Origin of the sequence: Bradyrhizobium sp. (assembly GCF_017881085.1) — a bacterium.
Classification (GTDB): Bacteria; Pseudomonadota; Alphaproteobacteria; order Rhizobiales; family Xanthobacteraceae; genus Bradyrhizobium.
Genome location: NZ_JADGRI010000373.1, coordinates 1 through 4697, shown reverse-complemented (window position 1 = coordinate 4697; position 4697 = coordinate 1). Strand labels below are relative to the sequence as shown.

Below are 4697 nucleotides of genomic sequence, written 5' to 3'. Positions count from 1 at the left end.
TGTTGCCCTGAAGCAACAAGCGGAACTGGCAACTTCCCGAACCTTGTCGTTGAACAGTCACCTATAGTTTCTAGGATTTTTCGCGGGTGAACAGTCAACGTGACGAAGGGGTACCACATGACGACGCTAAAGCTGTCAGCCACAGTAGCGCTCGGCCTGGCCGGCGCATTGATGGCATCGCAGGCGCAGGCACAATCCGCCGGCGGCAATGACACTGAGATCGCGCTGCTGAAACAGCAGCTTCGATTGATGGAGCAAAAGCTCGACAAGCTGCAGAAGCAGACCTCTGAGAATACCGTGGCCGCTGCGAAAGCCAAAGCCGATGCCAAGGTCGCGGTCGCGAACGCCAACGCGGCCTATCCGGTCAAGGGCCCGGTCGCGCCGTCCGACGTGGTCGTGACCATGCCGAATAACCGGCCCACCATCTGCACCGCCGACAATCAGAATTGCGTCGCGATCACCAGCCGCCTGCACTTCGACGTCGGCGGATATGACTACCGGCCGAATACCCTGGCGACCTCTCCGCAGCGCCTCGACGACGGCGTCAACGTTCGCCGCGCGCGGATCGGCGTTGTCGGCAAGTTCATGGGCGACTGGAATTATGCGCTGATCTACGACTTCGGCGGCACCTCCGACGGGTTCGCCAGCACCGCCAGCGTCGGCGGAAATTCGGTCGGCTTTCTTCCCGGCGGCGCGTTGGCGGGCGTCGAGAACGCCTACCTCAGCTACACCGGCTTCAAGCCTTTCGGCGGCAAGCTCGCGATCGAAGGCGGCGTGATGGACCTGCCCTATACGCTGGACGAGGCGACCAGTTCGAACGACATCCTGTTCATGGAGCGCGCTTCCGCCGGTATCGTCGCGACTAATATTGCGGCCGGCGATTTCCGCTCCGCTTTCGGCGGCCGCTGGTACAACGATACGTTCTGGGCCGGCGGCTATGTCACGGGGCCCACGACGGGCGCCATTCACTCCGCCTCAAGCATAAACCCCAACGGCACCACCGAACAATACGGCGTGGTGGCCCGCGCCGCGGGTCAAATCGTAAGCACCAAGGACTACTCGCTGCATGTCGGCGGCGACGCCGAATTCCTGATCCAGCCACCGCATAATCTGGTCGCCGGGTCGCAAACCCTGACGCTGAGCGACCGTCCGGAATTGCGCATCGATCCGACCAACCTGGTCACGACGGGCGCGCTCGCGAACGTGTCGGCCGCGCAGGTCTACAGCGCCGAAGCGGCGGCGACTTACGGGCCACTGTACTTTCAGGGGGAATATTTCTGGTTCAATGTCGAGCGCAACGCCGTCACCGGATTGCCGCCGATCGGGGCGCCTAATCTGCACTTCCAGGGCGGCTATGCCGAGGCGAGCTATGTGCTGACCGGAGAAAGCCACCCCTACAATTCGGCCAGCGCCGCCTACGGCGGCATTGCGCCGAAAGATCCGTTCTCATTGAGCAGCGGCGGCTGGGGCGCATGGGAGATCGCCGGCCGTTACAGCACGATCGATCTGAACGATCAGCTCGCGTCGGCCAACGGCGTCGCCGGCGGCCGGCAGAATATCTACACGTTGGCGCTGAACTGGTACGCCAATCGCAACGTCCGCCTGATGTTCGACTACCTGCACGGCGACATTGCCAAGCAGGCGAGCCCGACCAACTTCGCCAATACCGGCGCGAAGTTCGATGCGTTCGCCATGCGCACCCAAGTGGCGTTCTGAGGTCCCGGGTTTCCCGCCGGGGGAGCTGCCACGGCTGCTCCCGGCGGCTGCTCCCCGTCGCCTTGGGAGCTCCGGCCGCCCTCCCCGGGACGGCCGAGAAGAAGACCTGTCACTCGGCAGGCGGCGCGATGTACGGTACTTGCCAAAGTCGCGCCAACGCGACAATTAGGCCGGGTCAGTACATTGGAGACAACGGGCATGAAAGCCGTCGGATACAGGAAGTCGCTTCCCATCGATGCCGCGGAAGCGCTGATCGATTTCGAGACAGCAAAGCCGGAGCCGAAGGGCCGCGACATCCGCGTCGCCGTAAAGGCGATCTCGGCCAATCCCGTCGACTACAAGGTACGCAAGCGCGCCGCGCCGCCGGAGGGCGAGACCAAGATCTTAGGATTTGACGCCGCCGGCATCGTCGATGCCGTCGGCCCCGACGTGACGCTGTTCAAGGCCGGCGACGAGGTGTTCTACGCCGGCTCGATCCAGCGCCAGGGCACCAATTCTGAATTTCATCTGGTCGATGAGCGCATCGTCGGCGCCAAGCCGAAAACGCTGTCGTTCGCGCAGGCCGCGGCCCTGCCGCTGACCTCGATCACGGCCTGGGAATTGCTGTTCGACCGGCTTGGGGCTGCGCCCGGCAAGAGCCTCGATCCGCGCACGCTCCTGATCGTCGGCGGCGCGGGCGGCGTCGGCTCGATCCTGATCCAGCTCGCCCGCCGCCTCACCGGCCTGACCATCGTCGCCACCGCGTCCCGGCCGGAATCGCAAAACTGGTGCCTCGATTTCGGCGTCCATGCCGTCATCGACCATGCCAGGCCGATGAAGGAGCAGATCGAGAAGCTGAAGCTTCCGCCGGTGGCCCTGGTCGCAAGCCTGACCAATACCGACCAGCATTACAAGGCGCTGGCGGAGATCATCGCGCCGCAGGGCAAATACGGCTTGATCGACGATCCCCCGGAATTCAACGTCAGCGTCTTCAAGGGCAAGGCCGTCTCGATCCACTGGGAATCGATGTTCACCCGCTCCTCGTTCCAGACCCGCGACATGATCGCGCAGCATGATCTGTTGAACGATGTCGCCGATCTCATCGACAAGGGCGTCTTGCGCACCACGCTCGAGCAGACCTTCGGGACCATCAATGCCGCCAATCTCAAGCGCGCGCATGCGCTGCTGGAGTCCGGAAAATCGCGCGGCAAGATCGTGCTGGAGGGGTGGTAGAAATTCGTAGGGTGGGCAAAGGCGCATCTCGCGCCGTGCCCGCCATCGATCCATCTCGGATTTGAATGGTGGGCACGCTTCGCTTTGCCCACCCTACAGTTTAACCGCGGCGCCTTCGGCAAAAATCAGGCGGCGGCGCCTCACGCGATGGTCTGGACGATGCCGCCCTCGGCGCGCAGCGCCGCGCCGTTGGTCGCCGACGATTCCCTTGAGGCGACATAGACCACCATGTTGGCGATCTCTTCGACGGTCGCAAAGCGCTGCAGCAGCGAGGTCGGCCGGAACTGCTTTACGAATTGCGACGCCGCCTCCTCGACCGACTGGCCATTCTGCCTGGCGAGGTCCTTGACGAAGGCCTCTACGCCCTCCGACATCGTCGGCCCCGGCAGCACCGAATTGACCGTCACGGCGGTGCCGCGGGTCATTTCCGCCAGCCCCCTCGACACCGCGAGTTGCGCGGTCTTGGTGGTGCCGTAGTGGATCATTTCCTTCGGGATGTTCAGCGCGGATTCGGAGGAGATGAAGACGATGCGGCCCCAGTTGCGCTTCAGCATGGCAGGCAGATAAGCGCGCGACAGACGCACGCCCGACATCACGTTGACGTCGAAGAAGCGGCTCCAGTCCTCATCGGGAATGTCGAGAAAGCCCTTCGGCTCGAAGATGCCGGCATTGTTGATGAGGATATCCACCTCAGGCAGCGCCGCCACCAGGGCATTGCATCCCTCTGCCGTCGAGACATCGGCGGCAACGCCGCGGACCTTGCCGCCCGGCACGGCCTTGGCAAGCGCCGCCGCCGCGGTGTCGACCTTGTCTTGTGTCCGCCCGTTGACCACGACGCTGGCCCCGGTTGCTGCGAGCCCCTTGGCGATCGCGTGGCCGATGCCGGAGGTCGAACCCGTGACCAGCGCGGTCTTTCCCTTGAGATCGATATTCATGTGCCGTCTCCTTCATTGCTGAAGAAGATATCGGGAGCGGCGAGCGCGATCGCAATCGGCGGATATCAGCGTTGCATGCCCAATAAAAAAGCGGCGCACACGGCGCCGCTCTTATTCATTTGTCGTCCCAGCGAGGCTTACGCGGCTTCCGCGGCCTTTTCCTGCACCGGGCCGGAATCGAGGCCCTTGGCATCGACGTCGCGGTCGACGAATTCGATCACGGCCATCGGGGCGTTGTCGCCGTAGCGGAAGCCGGCCTTGATGATGCGGGTATAGCCGCCCTGGCGGTCCTTGTAGCGGGACGCGATCACATCGAACAGCTTGCGGACCTGATCCTGGTCGCGCATCTCGGAGATCGCCTGGCGGCGCATGGCGAGGCCGCCCTTCTTGCCGAGCGTGACGAGCTTCTCGACGATCGGCCGCAGTTCCTTCGCCTTCGGCAGCGTCGTGACGATCTGCTCGTGCTTGATCAGCGCCGCGCACATGTTGGCGAACATCGCACGCCGATGCTCGGCGGTGCGGTTGAGCTTCCGATGAACCTTGCCGTGACGCATGGTATATTCCTCGATACTTGATCTGTCGCGACGGCTCGTCGGACGATTTGCTCAGGTGGGCTGCCTGCGTTCGCCCCAGATGGTGTGGCCGGGAAAAAGCCCGGCCACCGCGGTTAAATCAATAGTGGTCTTCGAAGCGCTTGGCCAGTTCGTCGATATTCTCCGGCGGCCAGCCCGGCACTTCCATGCCGAGGTGCAGACCCATCTGGGCCAGCACTTCCTTGATCTCGTTCAGCGACTTGCGGCCGAAGTTCGGGGTACGGAGCATTTCCGCTTCCGA

At 63.5% G+C, this 4697-nt stretch carries 5 protein-coding genes; 2 read left to right on the top strand and 3 right to left on the bottom strand.

The features are described from left to right. The first annotated feature begins 117 nt into the window (after positions 1-117). A complete protein-coding gene (locus QZ213_RS24775) occupies positions 118-1716 on the top strand; it encodes an OprO/OprP family phosphate-selective porin (protein ID WP_291688708.1) in 1599 nt (532 codons plus the stop codon). Between the two features lie 198 nt (positions 1717-1914). Then, positions 1915-2928 carry a zinc-binding alcohol dehydrogenase family protein gene (locus QZ213_RS24770; protein ID WP_291688707.1) on the top strand — a complete coding sequence of 338 codons (1014 nt, stop codon included), beginning with the start codon at positions 1915-1917 and terminating at the stop codon, positions 2926-2928. A gap of 140 nt (positions 2929-3068) precedes the next feature. Here QZ213_RS24770 and QZ213_RS24765 read toward each other — a convergent pair whose 3' ends face one another. The 3 genes from QZ213_RS24765 to QZ213_RS24755 form a co-directional block, all read right to left on the bottom strand. Continuing rightward, complete coding sequence (locus QZ213_RS24765) at positions 3069-3863, bottom strand: SDR family oxidoreductase (RefSeq protein ID WP_291688706.1); 795 nt, start codon at positions 3861-3863, stop codon at positions 3069-3071. Positions 3864-4000: 137 nt separating this feature from the next. Further along, positions 4001-4417 (bottom strand): 50S ribosomal protein L17, encoded by a 417-nt coding sequence (gene rplQ / locus QZ213_RS24760; RefSeq protein WP_291688705.1) that lies wholly within the window; start codon positions 4415-4417, stop codon positions 4001-4003. Between the two features lie 118 nt (positions 4418-4535). Continuing rightward, positions 4536-4697 (bottom strand): DNA-directed RNA polymerase subunit alpha C-terminal domain-containing protein (locus tag QZ213_RS24755; protein ID WP_291688709.1); only part of this gene is annotated, 162 nt, incomplete at its 5' end.